The sequence below is a fragment of the Streptomyces liliiviolaceus genome (genome assembly GCF_018070025.1).
Taxonomy (GTDB): domain Bacteria; phylum Actinomycetota; class Actinomycetes; order Streptomycetales; family Streptomycetaceae; genus Streptomyces; species Streptomyces liliiviolaceus.
Genome location: NZ_JAGPYQ010000002.1, coordinates 302,138 through 323,876, shown reverse-complemented (window position 1 = coordinate 323,876; position 21,739 = coordinate 302,138). Strand labels below are relative to the sequence as shown.

Sequence of the window (21,739 nt, the reverse complement as noted above, 5' to 3'; positions counted from 1 at the left end):
GGTGGCTGTGGGGCTGTGCGGACGACTGGGCAGCGCGGAGCTGCGTGTAAAGCCAAACAGCCGCGGGTGGCGCCCGGGAACCGCGTGAAAGGGGCGTACTCGCGCCTCTGACGTGGGGCTCCGGTGCGCGAGGTGCGTCACCGTCGGCGCCGCGCTCCCACTCCGGCCGCCGCCTCCGTGCGACCGGCGCGAGGGCGCACGAGGGGTTTGCGGCGGCCTGCCCCGGGCGCGGACACCCGCGCCGACCGGCCCTTCGGTCAGGTGATCGAGCGCGGGTCTTGCCGGGGCGGGGGAAAGGCTGCACACTGGTACCGAACGAATGGTCGGTAGGGAAGCTGGTATCGATGACCACGACACACTCCGCCGGGACGCCCGTCCCGGAGCAGTTGTTGCAGGAGCACTTCGACGCGACCATCGCGCGGGACCAGCGGATCGAGCCCCGCGACTGGATGCCCGACGGCTATCGCAGGACGCTCGTCCGGCAGATCGCGCAGCACGCCCACTCGGAGATCATCGGGATGCAGCCCGAGGGCGAGTGGATCACCCGCGCCCCGTCGCTGCGCCGCAAGGCCATCCTGTTCGCCAAGGTCCAGGACGAGGCGGGCCACGGGCTGTATCTGTACTCGGCCGCCGAGACCCTGGGTGCCGATCGCGCCGACCTGACCGAGCGGCTGATCGAAGGCCGCCAGAAGTACTCGTCGATCTTCAACTACCCGACCCCGACCTTCGCCGACGTCGGCGTCATCGGCTGGTTCGTCGACGGCGCGGCGATCTGCAACCAGGTCCCGCTGTGCAGGAGTTCGTACGGGCCCTACGCGCGCGCGATGGTGCGGATCTGCAAGGAGGAGTCCTTCCACCAGCGGCAGGGCTACGAACTGCTGCTGACCATGATGCGCGGCACCGAGGCCCAGCGGGACATGGTCCAGGACTCCGTGAACCGCTGGTGGTGGCCCTCGCTCATGATGTTCGGCCCGCCCGACGGCGACTCGCCCAACTCCGCGGCCTCGATGGCCTGGAAGATCAAGCGGCACACGAACGACGAGCTGCGCCAGCGGTTCGTCGACATGACCGTCCCGCAGGCCGAGAAGCTCGGCGTGACCCTCCCCGACCCGGAGCTGCGCTGGAACGCGGAGCGCGGCCACCACGACTTCGGCACCCCCGACTGGTCCGAGCTCAAGCGGGTCATCGGCGGCGACGGCCCCTGCAACGCCGAGCGGATGGAGCGCCGCAGGAGCGCCCACGAGGACGGCGCGTGGGTACGGGAGGCGGCCACGGCCCACGCGGCCAAGCAGGCACGGCGCGCGCGTGCGCGGACGCAGGAAGGGGCCACGGCATGAGCGACTCCACCCCGGAGGCGACGGCAAAGACCGCCCAGGGCGACTGGCCGCTGTACGAGGTCTTCGTGCGCGGCAAGCGCGGACTGAACCACGTCCACGTGGGCTCCCTGCACGCCGCCGACGACACGATGGCCCTCACCCACGCGCGCGACCTCTACACCCGCCGCAACGAGGGCGTCTCGATCTGGGTGGTGCGCTCCGAGCACATCGCCGCGTCCACCCGCGACGAGAAGGACCCGTTCTTCGCGCCGAGCGCCGACAAGGTCTACCGCCACCCGACCTTCTACGACATCCCCGACGACGTCCCGCACATCTGAGGAGCAGGGCATGAGCGACGACCATGTCTATCTGTCCCTCGCCGAGGGACACGAGGACGACACCCGCTGGGCGTACGGCACCGGCTTCGAGGACCCGCTGCACGGGGTGGACACCACCGTGCTCGAAGGCGTCGCAGCCGACCTGCTGGCCGCCGACTGCGTGGCCCTCGCCGACGACGCCCTGGTGAGCGCCCAGCGGCTCGCCGAGTGGACCACCCGCGCCCCCGAGCTGGAGGAGGAGGTCGCCCTCGCCAACATCGGCCTCGACCTCCTCGGCCAGGCCCGGCTGCTCTATGCACGCGCCGGCCAGGTCGACGGCACCGGGCGCGACGAGGACGCGTACGCCTACTTCCGGGACGCGGCCGACTTCAGGAACGTCCGGCTGGCCGAACTGCCGTGCGGGGACTTCGCGTTCTCGGCCGTGCGGCTGCTGGTGCTGGCCAGCTGGCGGCTCGCCCACTTCGAGGAGCTGTCGTCGCACCCCGACCCGGTCCTCGCGGCCGTCGCGGCGAAGGGCGTCAAGGAACTGACGTACCACCGGCAGTACGCGGCCGAGTGGGTCGTGCGCCTCGGCGACGGCACGGACGAGTCGCACCGCCGTACCCGCAGGGCGATGGAGCAGGTCGCCCCGTACTTCGGCGAGCTGTTCACGGCGTACGACGTACGGGACGAGGTGGTCGCCGTCCTGCGGCAGGTCACCGAGGCGGCCGGGCTGCCCATGCCGGTCTTCCGGCCGCTGGCCGGCGCAGGCAGGGACGGGGAGCACACCGAACATCTCGCGCCGCTGCTGGCCGAGTTGCAGAGCGTGGCCCGCGCCCACCCGGGGGCGACATGGTGACCGCCGTGCAGGACGTGCAGCGCGCCTGGCACATCGCCGAACAGGTGCCGGACCCCGAACTGCCCATGCTCACCCTGGCCGACCTCGGCGTCCTGCGCGGGGTCGAGGTCGGCGGGGACGGCACCGTGGTCGCGCGACTGACGCCCACCTACTCGGGCTGCCCCGCGATGGCCGAGATGCGCGCGGACGTGGCGGCACGGCTGCGCGACGCGGGGTACGCGCGCGTGGAGATCCGTACGGTCCTGGACCCGCCGTGGACCAGCGACTGGATCACCCCCGAGGGGCGCCGCAAGCTCACCGAGCACGGCATCGCACCGCCGGGAGCCGCACCCCGGCGCGCCGCCGGTCCGGTGCCCCTCGTCCTGGCCCCCACCCGCCGCACGGTGGCCTGTCCGCGCTGCGGCGCGGCGGACACCGAGGAGACGTCGCGCTTCTCCGCCACGTCCTGCAAGGCGCTCTACCGCTGCCGCGCCTGCCGCGAACCGTTCGAGTACGTCAAGGAGATCTGATGGCAGGCCTGAGGCAAGAGCCGGCGGGGGACACCACGGACCCGGCGGCCCCCGCCCCGACGGCCCCCGCCCCGGTGGTGCCCGCGCGTGTCCGCCGCCGGCCGGCCTTCCACACCCTGCGCGTCGCCGCCGTACAGCCGCTGTGCGACGACGCGGCCGCCGTGAGCTTCGAGATCCCGGCGGAGCTGGCGGGCGAGTTCGCCTTCGCGCCCGGTCAGTCGCTGACGCTGCGGCGCGTGGTCGACGGGCGGGACGAGCGGCGCTCGTACTCGATCTGTTCGCCGGCCGGTTCGGTGCCGCGCATCGGGGTGCGGGTGGTGCCGGGCGGTCTGTTCTCGGCCTGGCTCGTGCGCGAGGTGCGCCCCGGCGACACGGTCGAGGTGATGGCCCCCACCGGCACGTTCACACCCGACCTCGCCGAGCCCGGCCACCATGTGCTGGTCGCGGCCGGTTCCGGTGTCACGCCGATGCTCTCCATCGCCGAGTCGGTCCTGGCCGCCCACCCGCGCTCGACGGTCACCCTCTTCTACGGCAACCGCCGCACGGACACGGTGATGTTCGCCGACGAGCTGGCGGATCTGAAGGACCTGTATCCGGCCCGGTTCCAGCTCGCCCATGTGCTGTCCCGTGAGCCCCGCGAGGCCGAGGTGCTGTCCGGCCGCCTCGACGCGGAGCGGCTCTCGGCGCTGGTCGATTCGCTGGTCGACGTGGGGTCGGCGGACCACTGGTGGCTGTGCGGGCCGCACGGCATGGTCGTCGACGCCCAGCGGGTCCTGACCGGCCTCGGCGTGCCCGGCGACCGTGTCCACCGCGAGTTGTTCTACGCCGACGACGAGCCCGTACGAGAGGTGCGTCACGAGGAGGCGGCCGTCGAGGGGCCCGTCAGCCAGGTCACCGTCACCCTCGACGGCCGCTCCACCACCGCGGCGCTGGTCCGGGACCGGAGCATCCTGGAGGGCGCCCAGCGGAACCGGCCCGACCTGCCCTTCGCCTGCAAGGGTGGCGTCTGCGGCACCTGCCGTGCTCTGATCACCGACGGCAAGGCCGACATGCGCCGCAACTTCGCCCTGGAGGACGCGGAGGTCGACGCGGGCTACGTACTGACCTGCCAGTCGTACCCGGTCTCGGAGACGCTGACCGTGGACTACGACAGCTGAGGCGGCGGGCGTACGGCGGAGGGGCCCTGGGAGGGAGGGGCGCCGGGGGAGTGGCACCGGCGGACATGCACTCGATCTACTCATAAATCGGGGTTATGAGGTCATAGATCCAGCCCGGCTACAGACTTAGGATAGCCTTAGTTTAGGCTCCCGGTGAGTACTCCTGATCACCGCTCGAAGGGAACCTGATCATGCCTCGCCCCCTGCGGGTAGCCATAGTCGGAGCCGGCCCCGCCGGGATCTACGCCGCCGACGCGCTGTTGAAGTCCGCAGTGGCCGCCGAGCCCGGTGTCTCCATCGACCTCTTCGAGCGGATGCCGGCCCCCTTCGGCCTGATCCGTTACGGCGTGGCCCCCGACCACCCGCGCATCAAGGGCATCATCACGGCCCTGCACCAGGTGCTCGACAAGCCGCAGATCCGACTCTTCGGCAACGTCGACTACCCGGGCGACATCAACCTCGACGATCTGCGCGCCTTCTACGACGCGGTGATCTTCTCCACCGGGGCGACCGCCGACCGGCACCTCGACATCCCCGGTATCGGGCTCGACGGCTCGTACGGCGCGGCGGACTTCGTGTCCTGGTACGACGGGCACCCGGACGTGCCGCGGACCTGGCCGCTGGAGGCCGAGAAGGTCGCCGTCCTCGGCGTCGGCAACGTGGCGCTCGACGTGGCCCGCATCCTCGCCAAGACCGCGGAGGAACTGCTCCCCACGGAGATCCCGCCGAACGTCCACGAGGGGCTCAAGGCCAACAAGGCCCTGGAGGTCCACGTCTTCGGCCGCCGCGGTCCCGCGCAGGCGAAGTTCAGCCCGCTGGAGCTGCGGGAGCTGGACCACTCCCCGAACATCGAGGTCATCGTCGACCCCGAGGACATCGACTACGACGACGGCTCGATCGCGACCCGGCGCGGCAACAAGCAGGCCGACATGGTCTCCAAGACGCTGGAGAACTGGGCGATCCGCGACGTCGGCGAGCGGCGGCACAAGCTGTTCCTGCACTTCTTCGAGTCGCCCACCGAGATCCTCGGCGAGGACGGCAAGGTCGTCGGTCTGCGCACCGAGCGCACCGCCCTGGACGGCACCGGCAACGTCAAGGGCACCGGCGAGTTCAAGGACTGGGACCTCGGCGCGGTCTACCGCGCCGTCGGCTACCTCTCCGACAAGCTGCCCAAGCTGCCCTGGGACGTCGAGTCGGGCACCGTTCCGGACAAGGCCGGCCGGGTGATCGAGGAGACCGGCGAGCACCTGACGTCGACGTACGTCACCGGCTGGATCCGGCGCGGTCCGGTGGGCCTCATCGGTCACACCAAGGGTGACGCCAACGAGACGGTCGCCAGCCTGCTCGACGACCACGGGAACGGCCGTCTGCAGACGCCCGCCTCGCCGGAGCCCGAGGCGGTGGACGCGTTCCTCACCGGGCGCAACGTCCGCTTCACCACGTGGGAGGGCTGGTACCGCCTGGACGCCGCCGAGAAGGCGCTGGGCGAGCCCCAGGGCCGCGAGCGGGTGAAGCTCGTGGAGCGCGAGGACATGCTCGGCGCCAGCGGGGCGTAGCCCCCGCGGGAGGCGTACGAGCAACGAGTCGACGGGAGTGGCCCCAGCTGTGACAGCTGGGGCCACTCCCGTTTTCGCGTCCCCTTCCCGTCTGTTTTCCGTCCGCACGGCTTGCAATGTGAAACCGATCGGTTTACCTTCATGGGGAAGGGAAACCGATCGGTTTCCGTGTGGTGGGTCCGCTGAGGTTCGGAGAGAGTCATGACCGCAATCGAGGGTTCCGTCGTCCTGGTCACCGGCGGCGGCAGGGGAATCGGCAAGGCGCTGGTGGAAGGCCTCTTCGAGCGGGGCGCGAAGAAGGTGTACGCCACCGCCCGCGACCCGCGGACCGTCAAGGACACCCGTGCCGTACCGCTGGCCCTGGAGGTCACCGACCCCGCGTCCGTCGCGGCCGCCGCGGAACAGGCCGGTGACATCACCGTCCTGATCAACAACGCGGGTGTCTCCATGAAGACGTCGTTCCTGGACTCGCCGGTCGACGACGTGCGCAAGGACTTCGAGACGAACTTCTACGGGCCGCTGCTCACCGCTCGCGCGTTCGTCCCCGTGATCGAGCGCAACGGCGGCGGCCACATCCTGAACGTCCACTCCGTGCTGTCGTGGATCGGCCTGGCCGGCTCCTACAGCGCGTCCAAGGCGGCGCTCTGGTCCCAGACCAACTCCCTGCGGCTCGACCTCGCCCCGCGCGGGATCAGTGTCACCGGGCTGCACGTCGGTTACGTCGACACCGACATGACCGCGGCGATCGACGCGCCCAAGTCCTCGCCCGTGGACGTGGCGGCGCAGGCGCTCGACGGCATCGAGAGCGGCGCCTTCGAGGTGCTCGCCGACGATCTGACCCGCCAGGTCAAGTCCGGCCTGTCGGCCGACCTTTCGGTCCTGTACCCGCAGCTGGTCGCCTGACCGGCAGCCGGCAGCCGGCAGCCGGCATCCGGCATCCGGCAGACACGGTAGACCGATCGGTTTCTGCCGACCGAGCGACGGAGGTAGCCTCGCCCCATGGCCACCACCACGGACAAGACATCCACGAGGGACCGGCTGCTCGACGCGGCCACGGAGCTCTTCTACCGCGACGGCGTCTCCCTCGGCGTCGAGGCGCTGTGCCGGGCCGCCGGGGTGTCCAAGCGCTCCATGTACCAGCTCTTCGCGAGCAAGGACGAGGTCCTCGCGGCGAGCCTGGAGCGGCGCGCACCGGAGTACGGGCGCATGCTGCACCTCGGGCCCGAGGACCCGCGGTCGCCGCGGGAGCGGATCCTGTACGTCTTCGAGCAGTTGGAGCGGGTGGCTGCGCAGGACGACTACCGGGGATGCCCGTATCTGTCGGCGCTGGTCGAGCTCAAGGACCCCGGGCATCCGGCGAGCGTCGTGGCCCTGCGGGTCAAGGGCGCCCTGGTCGAGGCGTTTCGCGTGGACGCGGAGCGGGGTGGTGCGCGTGATCCCGAGCTGCTGGCCCGCCAGCTCACGCTGATCTTCGACGGGGCGAGTGCGCGGGCGGGGGCGAAAGCGGAGACGCTTTCAGGGCTGACGACCACTACGGCGGCGGCGCTGCTGGACGCGGCGGGGGTGAGCTAGCAGCTCGGGTGCGGGCCCGGTGGGGGCGGGCCGCGCAGTTCCCCGCGCCCCTAAAAACGGGGCTGCGCCCCAGTTTTTCCGCCCCGCAGGTCCCGCAGGCCCCGCAGGCCCCGCAGGCTGCTTGGGGGCGCGGGGAACGGCGCAGTCTTTTGTCTTTAGGGGCGCGGGGAACTGCGCGCTCAGCCCCCACCGGGCCCGCAGCCGAACGCCAGCCGCCCCTCTTGGGGGCGCGGGGAACTGCGCAGACCGCTCACACGGGGGACCCCCCGAGCCACTCGTACGCCACCCGCGCCGTGAACTCCCCCTGCCCGCCCCGGAAAACCAACCCCGCCGCCGCGAACGCGGGATCCCCGGCCCGCGTCACGACGTACGGCACGGCAATGCACCGCATCCCAGCCGCCCCCGCCGCCAGAACCCCCGGCACCGCGTCCTCCACCACCACACAGCGCCCCGGTGCGACCCCCAGCCGCCGCGCGGCCTCAAGGAAGACGTCCGGCGCGGGCTTGCCGTGGGCGACCTCCTCCGCCGACACGACGACCCGCAGGCGCTCGTCCAGACCCGTACCCGCGAGGATCGCCTCGATGGCAGGCCGCGACGATCCCGAGGCCACCGCCAGCGGAACCCCGTCACCGGCCAGCAGTTCCACGAACGCGCGCATCTGCGGGTAGACCGGAGTCGACGCACGGGCCAGCTCCAGATACCGCCGGTTCTTGTCGGCGAGCAGTGCGTCGGCCGAGGCGTCGAGCCCGTACCGCTCCTTCCAGAGAGCGATGGTCTCCTGCGTGCTGATACCGACGTACCGCTCGTGGTCGGCCCAGGTGAAGTCCGTGACGCCCTGCTCGGCGAGCGTCCGCCGGCCCGCCTCGTAGTAGTTCGGCTCGCTGTCCACGAGGGTGCCGTCGAGATCGAAGATGACCGAGATGCCGTCGAGATCGTTCATGCGGTCCAGGATGCCAACGATCAGTTCCGGGCCGTACGGCCGATCGACTCGACGAGCGGCAGCACCCGCTGCGGCACCCGTTCCCGCAGTGCCACCTCCGTCCGCGTACGAACGACCCCCGGCAGACTGATCAGCGCCTGGATCACGTCTTCGAGGTGGCCGTTGTCCCGCGCCACGACCCGCGTCAGCAGATCCCCGCCACCGGTGATCGAGAACGCCTCGATGATCTCCGGCACGGCGGCCAGCGCGTCCCCCACGTCGTCGAGATGCCCCTGCGTGACCTCGATGTGCACGAACGCGAGCACCGGGTGGCCGAGCGCGGCGGGGGAGAGCGAGGGGGCCGACCCGGTGATCACACCGTCCCGCTCCAGCCGGTCGAGCCGCGCCTGCAGCGTGCCGCGGGCCACCCCGAGGACGCGGGCGTACTCCCGCACGCTGGTGCGCGGCTGCTCCAGGAGCAGCCGGAGGATTCGGGTGTCGAGCTCGTCCACGGCCATGGTCCGTTGGTCTCCCTGCGGTCCTGAGTGATCGTTCCCGACTGTACCAATGGCCCAGTGGGTCGGAAGCCTGTTGAGCCATTGCCCCTCTGCTGCTTAACGTGGCCGTATCGATGGCGTCGTGAAGCGCCGGACGGCAAGGAAGCCGGACCGGACGCACGACGCCATTCCCATGCTGTGGGCCGCGTCCGCGGGACCGCATGCGCAAGGTGTCGTCGACGCGAAACGGGGGCGGGCAGCCGACGGTGAAGAAGATGTTCATGGCACCGGACCCGGGCCTGGTACGGCTGCGGCTCTCGCTGCGCGCGGTGCTCGGCATCGGTCTCGCGGTGGCCCTGTCGGAGCTGGCCGGGCTCTCCCTGCCCGCCTCGATCACCGGCGGCCTCACCGCGCTGCTGGCGCTGTTCACGGTCGGCGACGCGACCGTGCGGGGCCAGGCGGTCACCACCGCCCTGCTGCCCGCCGTCGGCTTCCCCGTACTCGCCCTCGCGGCCGTCCTGCACGCGGTACCGACCGCTCGCGACGCCGTCTGGCTGGCCGTGGTCCTCGGCGGGGTGTACGCCCGCCGCTGGGGCCCGCGCGGTCACGCGCTCGGCATCTTCGCGTTCATGACCTTCTTCATCACCCAGTTCCTGCACGCGGTTCCGGCCCAGCTTCCCCAGCTGTACGCCGCGATGACCCTGTCCCTGGCCGCGTCCTCGGCGGTGCGGTTCGGCGTGTGGTGCATCGAGCGGCGCACGCCGGCCCCGGTCGTGCCCGCGCCGCCCACCGGCCGCGGCCTCGCCCGGCCGACCACCCGGCAGGCCTTCCAGGCGACGGCCGCCTGCGCGTTCGCGATCGCCGCGGGCCAGGTCCTGTCGCACGAGCGCTGGTACTGGGCCGTCGGCACCGCCTGGTGGATCTTCGTCAACACGTCCTCGCGGGGCGAGACCCTGGTCCGGGGTTTTCGGAGGGTCCTGGGCACGGTCATCGGTATCGCCGTCGGCCTGGTCATCGCCGTTCCGCTGGACGGAGCCGTCGCTCCCACCGCGGGGCTCGTCGCGGTCTGCGTGTTCGGCATCTTCTACGCGGCCGCGGTGTCCTACACGTGGATGATGCTGGCGGTGACCGTGATGGCGGGCCTGCTGTACGGGCTGCTGGGGGTGCTCGACCCGGGGCTGCTCCTGCTGCGGGTGCTGGAGACGGGCGCGGGGGCGCTCGGCGCGGCGCTCGCCGTCCTGCTGGTGCTGCCGGTCACCACGCACGCCACCACCGACGCGTGGATCGAGCGCGCGCTGCACTGCGTCCATGCCTGCACCTCCGAGGCCGCCGCCCGGCTGGCCGGGTCACCGGCCGCCGACCCGGCCCGGTACGTCGCCGAGCTGGAACTGCTGCTGGGCCGGGTGCGGCTCTCGCTGGCCCCGCTGGTCCATCCGCTCGCCCCGCTGCGGGCCCGCAGGACGAGGGCCCGCCAGGTCGTCGAACTGCTGGACCGGTGCGCCCAGGAGGTCCGCGGCCTGGCGTCGATCGCGGCCGATCCCGATGCCTCCCACGACGAGCGGCTCGCCGCCGCGTGCCGGCGGGTGGAAGCGGCGGTGGAGGCCCTGACCGGGCCCGCCGCGGCACGCGGTGGGATCGACGTGCCCGCACCCGCGGCGCACCCCGCCGGCGGTGAGCAGGCGCTGACGCATCTGCACGGTCTGGAACAGGCGCTGAAGGCACTCGCCGTCCCCTTGCGCAGCCACCCGGTCAGCCTCGCCTGACACCGCCCCGGCTCCGCACGGGCCCCGTACTCCTTCAGGCGCAGTCGGTGTCGACGACCGCGGAACGGGTCGACACCGGGCCCCGCTCGACGGGCAGGGACGCATCGCGTGCCCAGGCCGACCAGGAGTCCACGAACAGGCCTACCTGCTGGCCGAGCAGGGCTCCGGCGAACACCAGCAGCGCGCTGGACACCCCGCCGCCGCAGTAGGCGCCGACCTCATGGCTGCCGATCGCCCGCCGGGACAGGAACCATCTCCGCAGATCGGTGGGCGACCTGAGCAGCCCTTCGGGGGTCATCAGTTCGGCGGAGTGGGCGTGGATCGCGTGCGGGACATGACCGGTCCTGGGATCGTCCAGCGTCCCGTTGTACGCGCTCATGGGCCGCGAGTCGAGCAGTGTGCCGTAGGCCGCGACCTCAAGGACGTCCGCGATGCCGAGCACCCGTCGGCCACCGCCCTCGGACCAGGACGAGGGCGCGGGCGAGGGCGCGTGCGCCGGGGCGGCCGGCCGCCGCTCCCGGGCGGGGCCCGTCGGGCCGCCCGCACGGGCCCAGGCCGGCAGGCCGCCGTCCAGGACGCGCACCGAACGGAAGCCCGCCCAGGTGAGGACGAACCACGCGCGCGCGGCGGACGACAGCTCCTCGACGCGGCGGGTGTAGACGACGAGGTGGTCGTCGGGCCCGACACCGTGCGCCAGCAGGGTGGCACGCACGTCACCCGGCTCCGGCAGCGGAAGATGGCCGCTGCGGGCCGTCGGCCGGCCGGCGAAGTCGGACGTGACCGAGGCCGGGATCGCGCCGGGAACGCTTCCCCGGATCGGGTCCGGGCCCGGTGCCATCACCCGCCAGGGCGCGACCTCGACGAACACCGACCGTGCGTGGTGGGCGGCCGCCGTCCGCGCGTCCACCAGGTGGGCGGATCCGGCCGCCGTCATCCCGGGGACCCCGAGGTGTGCGGGACGAACACCACCGGAAGGCTGTCCTTGAGGGCGTTGTAGATGCGGCACCGCTTCTTGTACTCGGCGACCAGTTCGTCGGCCGTCACATGGTCGACGCCGTCGATGAAGCACTCCATGATGAGCGTGCCGAGGTAGTCCCCCTCGACCCTGCGCTCGATGCGGGCGAAGATCTCGACCCGGCGCTCCGGCTGTCCGCCCTCGACGAAGTCGTGCCGGAACGCGTTGAGCGCACAGGAGACGAGGGAGGCGACGAGCAGGTCGAGGGAACTGGCCTCCTCGCCGCGCCCGCCGCTGCGTACCGATCCGTCCGACGCGATCTCGAATCCGGGCCCGGCGATGGCGTAACGGCCGCGGACCTCGGTGGTCCGCCCGTGCAGGTTGCTGACCACGGTCATTCTGTCGCTCACCGCAGGAAGTCTAGGCACGGGGTGCGTGACGGACCGTGGAGTCCGGGATCTGGACACCGTTCGTCGTGGCCACCCGGAGCTGGTCGGCCAGCAGCGAGACGACCCGGGTCAGGGAGCGGTTGTCCTCCTGGAGGACGGCGATCCGATGCTCCAGTTCCTCGATCCTGGCGTGCAGTTCGCGCTGGCCCGTCGTCCTGCGCTCCTGGCGGCCGACGGTCGCGGCGCGCGGTTCCCAGCCGTCTCCGTGACCGTCGGCGAAGACGGCGGGGGCGACGGAGCCGGGGACCGGGTCGTAGTCGTAACTGCCGTCGTCGTAGCGGGTGAGCCACTTGCGCAGGGACTGCGGGCCGACCTCGAACTCCTCGGCGACCTCCCGGACGATCGAGCGGTTCTCGGGCTCTTCGAGCCGCCTCTGCCGGACCCGTTCGACCGCCAGACGGCGGACCTCGTCGCTGTACTTCTTGTCGAACACCATGCCGGTTTCCCCGTTCAGGAGACTGCAACACTGTCGTCACGATACTTAGCGCGCACCCGTGTAAACATATCGGCTACGAGGCAGCAGTATCCAGCTGTGAGCGCGTCGTATCTTCAACCGGCCTTGATACGGGAAGTTTTATGTATCACTGCCGCACCTTCGCCTGAGGCAAGTGCAACTACGTGGCGCCGACCGGTCATTGACGACAGCGCGGGCGCCACCGCTCGCCCCTGAGCCGATCGAGAGGAAACCACAAGTCGTGTTCAGTTCACGTCCGCGGCACTGGCTTACCGCAGTGGGCGCCGCGCTGGCGCTTCTCGCCACCGCCGCCTGCTCGGGCAGCGGCAGCGGGGGGCAGAGCGGGGCAGGGGCCGATGTGGCCAAGAAGGACCGCTACGGAGGCACGCTCAACATCGGCCTCAGCGCCGATCCCGGCGGGGTCGACGCCGCCGTCGTCAACCAGGTCTGGCGCACGGTGGCCCGCGCACTCGCCGACTCGCTCGTCTTCTACAACCCCGAGACCAAGAAGGTCGAACCGTGGCTCGCCACGAGCTGGACGGTCAGCAAGGACGCGCGGACCTATGCGTTCGAACTGCGTGACGACGTCACCTTCCACGACGGCACCAAACTCACCGCGAAGGTCGTCAAGGCCAACCTGGAGAGCCTGAACCGGCCCGGCATCCACTCCAGCGCCAAGACCATCGTGCAGGGCATCAGCAAGATCACCACACCCTCCGAGCACAAGATCACCGTTGAGTTCGCGGAGCCGAACGCCGCCTTCCTGACGTCCCTCTCGCGCGCGTACGTCGGCATCGTCTCGCAGAAGACGGCCGAACTGCCCGTCGAGAAGCGGCAGAAGTGGCTGGACGGATCGGGCCCCTTCTACCTGGAGGAGTACACCCCGAACCAGCGCATCGTGCTGAAGAAGCGCAAGGACTACGACTGGGCGCCGAAGTACTTCGAGCACCAGGGGTCGGCCTATCTCGACGAGGTCGTCTACAAGATCATCCCCGAGGACTCGGTGCGCAACGGCGCGGTCATCGGCGACGACGAACTCCAGTTCATCTACTGGGTGAACGCCAAGTACGTCACCCAGCTGAAGAGCGCCGGGCTGACGATCTCCAAGACGCTCAACCCCGCGACCGGACTCGAACTGCCGCTGAACACCTCCTCCAGGTTCCTCAAGGACGTACGGGTCCGCCAGGCGCTCCAGATCGGCGTGGACCGCGAGCAGTTCGTCAAGATCGCCTCGGGCGGCGTGGACCAGCCCGCGACCGGCCCGCTGAGCAAGGACAACCCCTACTACTCCGACCAGAGCAAGCTCCTGAAGTACGACGCCAAGAAGGCCAAGTCGCTGCTGGAGCAGGCCGGCTGGACCAGGACCGGCTCCGACGGCATCCGCCGCAACGCCGACGGCGAACGGCTGTCGCTGCGCGCCCCGCGGGACGACGCGAGCCTCCAGGTCCTCCAGGACCAGTGGAAGAAGCTCGGCATCGAACTCGTCCTCGACCCACCGCTGGCCGCCGAGGCCAACGAGGCACTGCTCAGCGGCAAGTACGACGTCGCCTACTGGTACGCCTCCTCGCCCGACCCCGACGTCCTGCGCGCCAACTACGGCACGACGGACGGCTCCGACCGGAGCTTCGTCGCGGACGACGACAAGACCGGCAAGGAACTCGACAAGCTCCTCCAGGAGCAGAACCAGACCATCGACAAGGACGAGCGGCAGGCACTGGTCGACCAGGCGTCCCGCATCCTCGTCGACCAGGCGTACGAGGTACCGGTCTCCAACGACGTCGACATCTGGGCCCACTCGCCCCGGCTGCACGACATCACGCCGGTCGGGCTCGACCAGTACCTGATCAACGCGTGGCTGGCGAAGAAGTAGACGATGGCACGATACGGTCTTCGGCTCCTCTACGGCGTCATCGTGGTCTGGGGTGCTTTCACCGGGGCGTTCTTCCTGCTGTACATCGTCCCCGGTGACGCGGCGGGCGGACTCACGGCGGGCGCCGACGGCGCCGACGTGGAACAGCTCCTGGCCGAGCAGCGCGAGTTGCTCGGCCTGGACCGCCCCGTGCTGGTCCAGTACTGGGACGCGCTGACCGGAGCCCTCCAGGGGGACTTCGGCCAGAGCGTCTACCAGCGCCGCCCGGCGGTGGAGGTGTACTTCGAGTCCTTCCCCGAGACGCTCAAGCTGGCGTTCCTCGGGCTGCTCCTCGCGGTCGTGCTCGGCGTGACGCTGTCGGTGCTCATCGAGCTGACCGACTGGAAGTGGGCGCGCGAGCTGCTCATCTCGCTGCCGCCGGTCGCGGTGTCGCTGCCCCCCTTCCTGGTGGGCCTCGTGCTGCTGCAGGTGTTCGCCTTCCAACTGCACTGGATCAAAGCGGTCGGTGACCAGAGCTTCCTTGGACTGCTCATCGCCTCGGTGGCCCTCGCGGTCGCCGGCGGCGGCAGCATCTCCCAACTCCTCACCGCCAACCTTCGCGGCGCGCTGACCTCGCCCTACATCGAGACGGCCCGCAACTGGGGGCTCAGCCGGTTCGACATCGTCGTGCGGCACGCCCTGCGCAACGCCGCGCTGCCGGTGGTCACCTCGCTGGGCACCACCGTCGGCGTGATGGTCGGCGGGACGGTCCTGACGGAGACGGTGTTCTCCCGGCTCGGCGTGGGACGGCTGGTGGTCGACGCCGTGGACGGCCGTGACATGCCCGTCGTCCTGGTCGCGGTCACGATGAGCGCGGTGATCTTCGTCGTGGTGAACCTCGCCGTCGACGCGGTCTACCCGCTGCTCGACAAGCGGATCTCGTGGGACGGATGACATGACGACACTCGAAGCCAAGGAAGCGGCGGCGCCCACGGCGGTGCCCGGGCGGCGTCCGCGGCTGCCCGGGAACGCCGGCCGCCGGCTGGCCGCGCTGCTGCGCTCACCCGGACTCCTCGTCGCGTACCTGTGGATCGCCGTGGTCCTGCTCGCCGCGATCCACCCCGGCCTGTTCGCCTCCGGCGACCCGCTGCGGCAGGACGGCTCGCAGATGCTGCTCGCGCCGGGCGCCGACCATCTCTTCGGCACCGACGACTTCGGCCGCGACCAGTTCACCCGCACGGTGTGGGGCACCCGGCTGTCGCTCCAGGCGGCGGTCGTCGCGGTCGCCATCGGTCTGGTGAGCGGCTCGCTGATCGGTCTCGTCGCGGGCGCGCTGCGCGGCAGGACCGACAGCGTCCTGATGCGGATCGTCGACATCATGCTGGCGGTGCCGAGCCTGATCGTCTCCCTCGCGATCATCTCCGCGCTGGGCCGCGGGACGCTCAACATCGCGGTGGCCATCGGCATCAACAGCACGGCCGGCTTCGCCCGGCTGATGCGGTCCGAGGTGCTGAAGGTCGGCAACGCCAAGTACGTCGAGGCCTCGGTCTTCGCCGGGCACGGCTATGTCCGCCGCCTGTTCAAGCACGTCGTGCCCAACGCGTCCCGGTCCGTGCTGGCCGCGGCGACCATGGACATCGGCACGGCGATCCTGACCGTCGCCGCGCTGAGCTTCCTGGGACTCGGCGCGCCCCCGCCGACACCCGAGTGGGGCCTCCTGGTGGCCGAGGGACGCACCTTCATCGGCGTCCAGTGGTGGCTGAGCCTGCTGCCCGGCCTGGTCGTCGTACTCACCGTTCTCGCGGTCTACCGCATCGGCAGGTCGTTCAACCGAGGGAGGACCCGTGTCGTCGCCTGAACAGGTGCCGTCGACCGTGGAGGAGGACGCGCCGTTGTTGCGACTGCGGGACGTGAGCGCCGAGTTCACCGTCCCCGGCCGCGCCGCCGTACCCGTGCTGGACGGCGTGAGCCTGGACGTCGCGGCCGGCTCGATCCGGGCCGTCGTCGGCGAGTCCGGTTCGGGGAAGTCCACCCTGGGCCGGATCGTCACCGGCACCCTCGCCGAGAACGGCCGGGTCACCGCGGGCGAGGTCGTCCTCGGCGGCCGTACCCTCACCGGACTGTCCGAACGGCGCTACCGGGCCGTGCGCGGCAAGGAGATCGGCTACATACCCCAGGACGCGCTCCTGGGCCTCAACCCCCTGCTGCCGGTCGGCGTCCAGGCCGGGGAACCGCTGCGCGCCCACGGCCTGGGCTCCCGCACGGAGCGCCGCGAACGGGTCATCGACCTGTTCGCGAAGGTCGGACTGCGCGACCCCGCACGGTTGTACGGCCGCTATCCGCACGAGCTGTCCGGCGGAATGTGCCAGCGGGTGCTGATCGCCGCCGCGATGAGCACCAGGCCCCGGCTCCTGATCGCCGACGAGCCCACGACCGCCCTCGACGTCACGGTGCAGCGGACCATCCTCGACCTCCTGTCGAGCCTGGTGGAGAGCGACGGTCTCGGAATCCTGCTCATCACCCACGACCTGGGGGTCGCCGCGGAGCGGGCCGACGACATCGCCGTCGTCAAGGACGGACGGATCGTGCGCGGCGGGCGCACCGACGAGGTCGTCGCCGATCCCGCGGACGCCTACACCGAGGACCTGCTGCGGTCCTCCTCGCTCGGCTTCTCGGGCCGGCAGGCCGCGACCGCCCGGCTGGAGTACGCCCGTACCGTGCCCGCGGACTCCCCGGTCGTCGTCGAGGCCGAGGGCGTCGGCAGGACCTTCACCTCCCGCCGCGGCGCGGAGCCCGTCACCGCGGTGGCCGACGCCTCGTTCCGGGTGCGCAGGGGGACCACGCTGGGCATCGTCGGCGAATCGGGATCGGGCAAGACCACCCTCGTACGCATCCTCGCCGGCCTCACCCCGGCGGACACCGGCACGGTCGCCATCGACGGCGAACCGGTCGTCCACCACCGCCGGGGCACCGGACAGGCCGGCCTCTACCGCAAGGTGCAGATGGTCTACCAGGACCCCTTCGCCTCCCTCAACCCGCGCTCCACGGTCCGCGCGATCCTCGACGAACCCCTGCGGGGCCACAAGTACGGGACGGCGCAGGAACGCGCGCGCAGGATCACCGAACTGCTGGAGGTGACCGGCCTGCCCGCCGAGCTGGCCGACCGGTACACCGCCGAACTCTCCGGCGGCCAGCGGCAGCGGGTGGCCATCGCCCGCGCCCTGGCACCACGGCCCGACGTCGTCGTCCTGGACGAACCGGTCTCCGCCCTCGACGTGACCGTGCAGCGCCAGATCATCGGCCTGCTCGACTCGCTCCAGCGCGAACTGGGCCTGACCTACGTCTTCATCTCGCACGACCTGGGCGTCATCGCCGAGGTCTCCGACGAGATCGTCGTCCTGCAGCACGGACACATCGTCGAGCGCGGCCCGGCCCTCGGCGTCCTCACCGAGCCGCGGACCGACTACGTCAAGGAACTGCTGGCGTCGATCCCCGGTGCCGCCGCGCCCGGCCCGGCCGCCGGCGCGGGATCCGACCCGGCCGTCCTCGTGGGACCCGGCGGATCCGCGACAGAAAGGAACACCTGATGCCCGAGCGGCAACTGCACCTGGGCTACATGCACTGGCTCAACGGCACGCACTGGGGCGGCTGGCGCCACCCGGACGCGCCCACGGCCCAGGCCTTCGAGCTGGAGTACGCGACCAGGGCGCTGCGGATCGTCGAGGACGCGAAGTTCGACTTCTTCTTCCTCGGGGACACCCTCCCGGGCGACATCGTGGGCGAGCAGTGGGTCACCACCCACAACACCGGCCGCCTCGAACCCTTCACCCTGGCCTCCCAACTCGCCCTGAACTCCTCGAAGATCGGGCTTGTCGTGACGGCGCACCCGACGTTCTACGAGCCGTACATCCTGGCCAGACTGACCGCGTCCCTCGACCACCTCAGCGGCGGACGGCTGGCATGGAACGTCGTGCTGGGCGCCTCCGACCTGGCCGCCCGCAACTTCAGCCTCCCCGACCTGGGCGGCGCCCACCGCTACGAGCGCGCCGACGAGTTCATCCACGTCGTCCGGCGGCTGTGGGACAGCATCGAGGACGGCGCCTACCTCCAGGACAAGAGGACCGGGCGCTACATCGACGAGACGAAGGTCCACCGGCTCGACTGGCAGGGCAGACACTTCCAGGTCGCCGGCACCCTGCCGCTGGAGCGCCCGCCGCAGGGCCACGTACCGCTGCTGTACGCCGGTGCCTCCGAGCTCTCCCGCGAGCTGACCGCGAAGTACGCCGACGTCAACTTCACCGGTCCGGCGACACCGGAGGACTCGATCGCGTTCAACACCGATGTACGCCGCCGCGCCGAACGCCTGCGCGGACGGGTGGACCCGATCTTCTTCCTGCCGGGCATCACGCCCCTGGTCGCCGACACCCGGGCCCGGGCGGTCGAGCTGTACGAGGAACTGAACGAGCTGCTGCCTTTCGACGACGACATCGTCGAGGGCGACCAGGACGAGTCGTACTGGTCGGGGCCGGACTGGGCCCGGATCAAGGCCTCCCGGTTCCCGCTGCCCAAGGGCGTCCGCAGCGTCCGCTCGCTGTCGGAGCGCGTCGGCGCCGACCTGCGCCCCCTGGGCGTCGACGGCACCGTCAAGCCGGACACCGCCGACCGGTTCAACGATTACGGCCGCACCCTGCTGACCGCGCTGGCCCAGCGCACCGGCCGCACCGTGGACAACGGCGGCGTACGGGTCAGGGACGTCCTCGGCGCTTCGATCGCCGGGAACTTCCCCCTGGTGATCGGCACGGCCGAGCACGTCGCCGACACCCTGATCGACTGGTTCGACCGCGGCGCCGCCGAAGGGTTCAACGTGAGCGTGCCCCATCTGTGGGAGCCGCTGGAGCGCTTCGCGAACGAGGTGGTCCCCATCCTCCAGGAACGCGGCGTGTACCGCGCCGAGTACACGACGGACACCTTCCGGGGCCACTTCGGCCTGGACACACCCCCCAACAGCTTCGCCGCCCCCGACCCGGAGGAACGATCCGCATGAGCACCCGACGCAAGCTCCGGCTGGGCCTGGCCGCCTACGGCACCGGCTGGGACCTGGACGCCTGGCGGCTGCCGGAGGCCACCAACGCCGGCCTGCGCGACCCCAGCGTCATCCTCGACATCGCCAGGACCGCCGAGCGCGGCACCCTGGACTACGTCTTCGCCGGCAGCGCGCTGGGCAGCGAACCCGACCGCCTCAACCGGATCTTCCGCTGGGACAACTTCGTGTACGCCGGACACGCCGCGGCGATCACGAAGAACCTCGGGTTCGTCATGTCGGTCAACTCCTCCTTCGAGCACCCCTACGGCGTCGCACGGCAGGTGGCGACACTGGACAACTTCAACCAGGGGCGCACCGCGCTGAACGTCGTCTTCGGCATCGACCGCGACGGCGACCCGGTCGGCAACTACGGCAAGAACCCGGTGCCGACCGAGGAGACGAAGTACACGCGCGCCCGGGAGTTCACCGAGGTCGTCAACCGGCTGCTGTACGACAGCTGGGACGACGACCTCCTGCTCGACGACAAGCGCGGCGGCGCACTGGTGAAGCCGGGGTCCTGGCATCAACTCGACCATCACGGCGAGCACTTCGACGTCCGCGGACCGCTGAACGTACCGCCGCCGGTGCAGTCCCACATCCCCGTCGTCCAGGTCGGCCTCTCCGAGGAGTCCCTGCGGTACGGGGCCGACTTCGGGCAGGTGCGCTTCTCGCCGTACTTCGGCATCAGCCGCGGCAAGGAGGAGTACCGCAGGCTCAAGGAGCGCGTCGCGGCCAACGGGCGCGACCCGGAGAAGTTCAAGATCATTCCAGGGATCACCTTCTACCTCGGCGGCACCGCCCGGGAAGCGCGCGCGAAGTTCAACGAGATCAACACCCTGGAGCTGACGGAGGCCGTGCCGGCGGCCTTCTCCGAGGCCCTCGGCATCGACCTGTCGAGGGTCCGCGACAGCGAGCGCGTCCTCGACGTCGTCGACATCGAAACCCTCGCCGACGACGCGCTCAGGCCGCTGCTCAGCGACCGGGCGCGCGACACCAAGGACGACCGGGAACTGCTGCGGCAGATCCTCGCCACGCAGATCGGCGAGGACGCCACCCTGCGCGAGCTGTACCACTACGTCCAGCGCGCCCGGCACGCCCAGCAGCCGGCCGTCGTCGGCGACGCCAAGGCCATCGCCGACTGGCTGGAGGAGAACCTGGAGGAGGAGGTGCTCGACGGCGTCCAGCTGTTCCCCCCGTACCACCGCGGACCGGCCGACCTCTTCGTCGACCTCGTCGTCCCGGAACTGCGGCGCCGCGGCATCTTCCGCACCGAGTACGAGGCCTCCACGCTCCAGGGCCTGCTGGACACCGACGACACCTACTGATGACGCCCACTGGCAGCGCCCACTAGCGCCCACTGAGGAGAGAGGCCAACCGTGCCCCCCGCACTTCCACTCCCCGACGGACACCGCCGGCTCGGCTCGTCGGGTCTCGTCCTGTCCGAGATCGGCATCGGCGCCAGCACCTTCGGCCGGTCGGGCATGCGCGCGACCGGCCAGGAGGCGGTCACCGCGATCGTCGACCGCGCCGTCGACCTCGGCATCACGTACTTCGACCTCGCCGAGGGCTACGGCGACCGGCCCGGCCAGAGCGAGGAACTGTTCGCCGCCGCACTCGGCGACCGCCGCGAACAGGTCGTCATCGGCACCAAGTTCGGCCTGAACCTCAAGACCGAGCGCGGTGCCGCCTACAGCCGTCCCGGCTCCCGCAAGTACATCGTCGCCGCGGTCGAGGAGTCGCTGCGCCGACTGCGTACCGACTACATCGACCTGTACCAGATTCACTTCCCGGACCCCCTCACACCGATCGACGAGACCCTGTCGGCACTCGACACGCTGGTGCGATCGGGAAAGGTACGGTACGTCGGCGCGTCGAATTTCAAGGCTTGGCAGATCGTCGACGCGGAACACACCGCCCGAGCGCAAGGCCTCACCCGGTTCGTCTCGTCGACCGACGAATACAGTCTCCTGTGGCGGAAACCGGAGGAGGAACTGATTCCGGCGCTCGGTCACCACGGTCTCGGATTCATTCCGTATTTCCCGCTGCAGAACGGACTGCTCACCGGAAAGTATTCGGCGGGAAACGCTCCGGAGAATGCGAAGATAACCAACCTGAAACGCTATCTGCTGCGTTCGGCGCCGTGGGCCGCACTGGCGAGGTTCGAGCAGTTCGCGCGCGACCGGGACATCACCCCGAGCGCGGCGGCGCTCGGCTGGCTGCTGGCCCAGCCGACGGTCACCAGCGTGATCGCGGGGGTGACCGTGCCCGAGCAGCTCGACGAGAACGTGCGTGCCCCCCGGTGGGTCCCGACGGCCGACGAGGAGGCCGAGCTGCGCGGTCTGTTCACCGGCGACCTCTCGGGCGGCCCCGGTGTGGTCGACCGCGGGTGAGCCGCCCGGCGTTCCAGGGGTGCGGTGGGCCGCGACGCCCGGTCGCCGGAACGCCCGTGGGGCCGGGGGCGTCGCGCCCCCGGCCCTCCCGTCG

Annotated in this window: 21 protein-coding genes; 16 read left to right on the top strand and 5 right to left on the bottom strand. The window is 71.0% G+C overall.

Annotated elements, in window-relative coordinates; translation table 11 throughout:
- Nucleotides 1-344 precede the first annotated feature (344 nt).
- The 8 genes from paaA (at nucleotide 345) to J8N05_RS37010 (ending at nucleotide 7,286) form a co-directional block, all read left to right on the top strand.
- Nucleotides 345-1,337 (top strand): 1,2-phenylacetyl-CoA epoxidase subunit PaaA, encoded by a 993-nt coding sequence (paaA, locus tag J8N05_RS37045; protein WP_210891004.1) that lies wholly within the window; start codon nucleotides 345-347, stop codon nucleotides 1,335-1,337.
- Nucleotides 1,334-1,654, top strand: coding sequence for a 1,2-phenylacetyl-CoA epoxidase subunit PaaB (gene paaB / locus J8N05_RS37040; RefSeq protein ID WP_210891003.1), 321 nt, complete (start codon nucleotides 1,334-1,336; stop codon nucleotides 1,652-1,654). Before paaA ends, paaB begins: the two co-directional genes overlap by 4 nt.
- 10 nt (nucleotides 1,655-1,664) lie before the next feature.
- On the top strand, nucleotides 1,665-2,492 hold the full coding sequence (gene paaC / locus J8N05_RS37035) for a 1,2-phenylacetyl-CoA epoxidase subunit PaaC (RefSeq protein ID WP_210891001.1): 828 nt from the start codon (nucleotides 1,665-1,667) through the stop codon (nucleotides 2,490-2,492).
- Entirely contained in the window at nucleotides 2,486-3,001 is a 516-nt protein-coding gene (paaD, locus tag J8N05_RS37030; protein WP_210890999.1) for a 1,2-phenylacetyl-CoA epoxidase subunit PaaD, read from the top strand. The genes paaC and paaD overlap by 7 nt, the downstream gene beginning before the upstream one ends.
- Nucleotides 3,001-4,158, top strand: a complete 1,158-nt coding sequence (paaE, locus tag J8N05_RS37025; RefSeq protein WP_210890997.1) for a 1,2-phenylacetyl-CoA epoxidase subunit PaaE — start codon at nucleotides 3,001-3,003, stop codon at nucleotides 4,156-4,158. The genes paaD and paaE overlap by 1 nt, the downstream gene beginning before the upstream one ends.
- Nucleotides 4,159-4,349: 191 nt before the next feature.
- Nucleotides 4,350-5,714, top strand: a complete 1,365-nt coding sequence (locus tag J8N05_RS37020) for an FAD-dependent oxidoreductase (RefSeq protein WP_210890995.1) — start codon at nucleotides 4,350-4,352, stop codon at nucleotides 5,712-5,714.
- 201 nt (nucleotides 5,715-5,915) lie between these two features.
- Nucleotides 5,916-6,617 carry an SDR family oxidoreductase gene (locus J8N05_RS37015; RefSeq protein WP_210890993.1) on the top strand — a complete coding sequence of 234 codons (702 nt, stop codon included), beginning with the start codon at nucleotides 5,916-5,918 and terminating at the stop codon, nucleotides 6,615-6,617.
- A gap of 96 nt (nucleotides 6,618-6,713) precedes the next feature.
- Nucleotides 6,714-7,286 carry a TetR/AcrR family transcriptional regulator gene (locus tag J8N05_RS37010; RefSeq protein ID WP_210890991.1) on the top strand — a complete coding sequence of 191 codons (573 nt, stop codon included), beginning with the start codon at nucleotides 6,714-6,716 and terminating at the stop codon, nucleotides 7,284-7,286.
- 250 nt (nucleotides 7,287-7,536) lie between these two features.
- On the opposite strand, the gene J8N05_RS37005 is transcribed toward J8N05_RS37010, so the two are convergent.
- Together J8N05_RS37005 and J8N05_RS37000 are read right to left on the bottom strand one after the other, a co-directional pair.
- The gene (locus J8N05_RS37005) at nucleotides 7,537-8,226 is read right to left on the bottom strand and encodes an HAD family hydrolase (protein ID WP_210890989.1); all 690 of its coding nucleotides are present in this window, start codon (nucleotides 8,224-8,226) and stop codon (nucleotides 7,537-7,539) included.
- Nucleotides 8,227-8,246: 20 nt separating this feature from the next.
- A complete protein-coding gene (locus tag J8N05_RS37000; protein WP_210890988.1) occupies nucleotides 8,247-8,723 on the bottom strand; it encodes an Lrp/AsnC family transcriptional regulator in 477 nt (158 codons plus the stop codon).
- Nucleotides 8,724-8,977: 254 nt separating this feature from the next.
- On the opposite strand from J8N05_RS37000, the gene J8N05_RS36995 reads away from it, so the two are divergent.
- Nucleotides 8,978-10,465, top strand: a complete 1,488-nt coding sequence (locus tag J8N05_RS36995; RefSeq protein ID WP_210894074.1) for an FUSC family protein — start codon at nucleotides 8,978-8,980, stop codon at nucleotides 10,463-10,465.
- Between the two features lie 34 nt (nucleotides 10,466-10,499).
- Here the strand turns inward: J8N05_RS36995 and J8N05_RS36990 are convergent, their stop codons facing one another.
- From J8N05_RS36990 to J8N05_RS36980, 3 genes are read right to left on the bottom strand one after another with little or no spacing between them, the layout of a single operon-like run.
- The gene (locus tag J8N05_RS36990; RefSeq protein WP_210890986.1) at nucleotides 10,500-11,399 is read right to left on the bottom strand and encodes a sulfurtransferase; all 900 of its coding nucleotides are present in this window, start codon (nucleotides 11,397-11,399) and stop codon (nucleotides 10,500-10,502) included.
- Nucleotides 11,396-11,830 carry an OsmC family protein gene (locus J8N05_RS36985; protein ID WP_210890984.1) on the bottom strand — a complete coding sequence of 145 codons (435 nt, stop codon included), beginning with the start codon at nucleotides 11,828-11,830 and terminating at the stop codon, nucleotides 11,396-11,398. The genes J8N05_RS36990 and J8N05_RS36985 overlap by 4 nt, the downstream gene beginning before the upstream one ends.
- Before the next feature lie 10 nt (nucleotides 11,831-11,840).
- Complete coding sequence (locus J8N05_RS36980) at nucleotides 11,841-12,305, bottom strand: hypothetical protein (protein ID WP_210890982.1); 465 nt, start codon at nucleotides 12,303-12,305, stop codon at nucleotides 11,841-11,843.
- A 259-nt stretch (nucleotides 12,306-12,564) separates the two neighbouring features.
- Here J8N05_RS36980 and J8N05_RS36975 point away from each other — a divergent pair, with 259 nt between their 5' ends.
- The 7 genes from J8N05_RS36975 to J8N05_RS36945 are packed head-to-tail and all read left to right on the top strand — an operon-like array spanning nucleotide 12,565 to nucleotide 21,645.
- Complete coding sequence (locus J8N05_RS36975) at nucleotides 12,565-14,193, top strand: ABC transporter substrate-binding protein (RefSeq protein ID WP_210890980.1); 1,629 nt, start codon at nucleotides 12,565-12,567, stop codon at nucleotides 14,191-14,193.
- Between the two features lie 3 nt (nucleotides 14,194-14,196).
- On the top strand, nucleotides 14,197-15,126 hold the full coding sequence (locus J8N05_RS36970; RefSeq protein WP_210890978.1) for an ABC transporter permease: 930 nt from the start codon (nucleotides 14,197-14,199) through the stop codon (nucleotides 15,124-15,126).
- Between the two features lies 1 nt (nucleotide 15,127).
- Entirely contained in the window at nucleotides 15,128-16,030 is a 903-nt protein-coding gene (locus tag J8N05_RS36965; protein ID WP_210890976.1) for an ABC transporter permease, read from the top strand.
- The gene (locus tag J8N05_RS36960) at nucleotides 16,017-17,759 is read left to right on the top strand and encodes a dipeptide ABC transporter ATP-binding protein (protein WP_247706841.1); all 1,743 of its coding nucleotides are present in this window, start codon (nucleotides 16,017-16,019) and stop codon (nucleotides 17,757-17,759) included. The genes J8N05_RS36965 and J8N05_RS36960 overlap by 14 nt, the downstream gene beginning before the upstream one ends.
- Nucleotides 17,759-19,216, top strand: a complete 1,458-nt coding sequence (locus J8N05_RS36955; protein WP_210890974.1) for an NtaA/DmoA family FMN-dependent monooxygenase — start codon at nucleotides 17,759-17,761, stop codon at nucleotides 19,214-19,216. Before J8N05_RS36960 ends, J8N05_RS36955 begins: the two co-directional genes overlap by 1 nt.
- Nucleotides 19,213-20,580, top strand: a complete 1,368-nt coding sequence (locus J8N05_RS36950; protein ID WP_210890972.1) for an NtaA/DmoA family FMN-dependent monooxygenase — start codon at nucleotides 19,213-19,215, stop codon at nucleotides 20,578-20,580. Before J8N05_RS36955 ends, J8N05_RS36950 begins: the two co-directional genes overlap by 4 nt.
- 51 nt (nucleotides 20,581-20,631) lie before the next feature.
- Nucleotides 20,632-21,645, top strand: a complete 1,014-nt coding sequence (locus J8N05_RS36945; protein WP_210890970.1) for an aldo/keto reductase — start codon at nucleotides 20,632-20,634, stop codon at nucleotides 21,643-21,645.
- The last annotated feature ends 94 nt before the right edge of the window (nucleotides 21,646-21,739 follow it).